Source organism: Massilia sp. 05N420 (genome assembly GCF_056397205.1).
Window position 1 is genome coordinate 1 of sequence record NZ_JBFTMX010000281.1, and the last position, 364, is coordinate 364.

At 57.1% G+C, this 364-nt stretch carries 1 protein-coding gene; it reads left to right on the plus strand.

Features of this window, described 5'->3' with window-relative positions:
• A partial coding sequence (locus tag AC1DIX_RS28335; protein WP_477328694.1) for a hypothetical protein occupies positions 1 to 364 on the plus strand: 364 nt, incomplete at both ends.

Sequence of the window (364 nt, forward strand, 5' to 3'; positions counted from 1 at the left end):
CTATGACGCCGATCCGGAATCGAACTATTTCATGTCCTGGAACTGGATGCGGCGCTATCTGCAAACGCGCGCCAACTGGCATGTCCTGGCGGCAAAGCGCACGGAAGCGGATGAGCATTACATCGCATTCCTGCCACTGCAGATCCGCCTGGATTTCGAGCCGGGGAAGGGTTTCTTCAATGCCATCCATATGGCGGGCATGCCTTTCTCCGTTTACAGCGGCATTCTTTCACGCCCCGAATGGTCCGACGAGGCGATGGCGGCTTTCGCAGCCTGTCTGCAGACCTTCAATTGGCGCCGGTTCAATCTCGATGAGATCTATCTGTCCGACCAGCGTCTTTCCGCACTGATCGGCAGTTTCCCG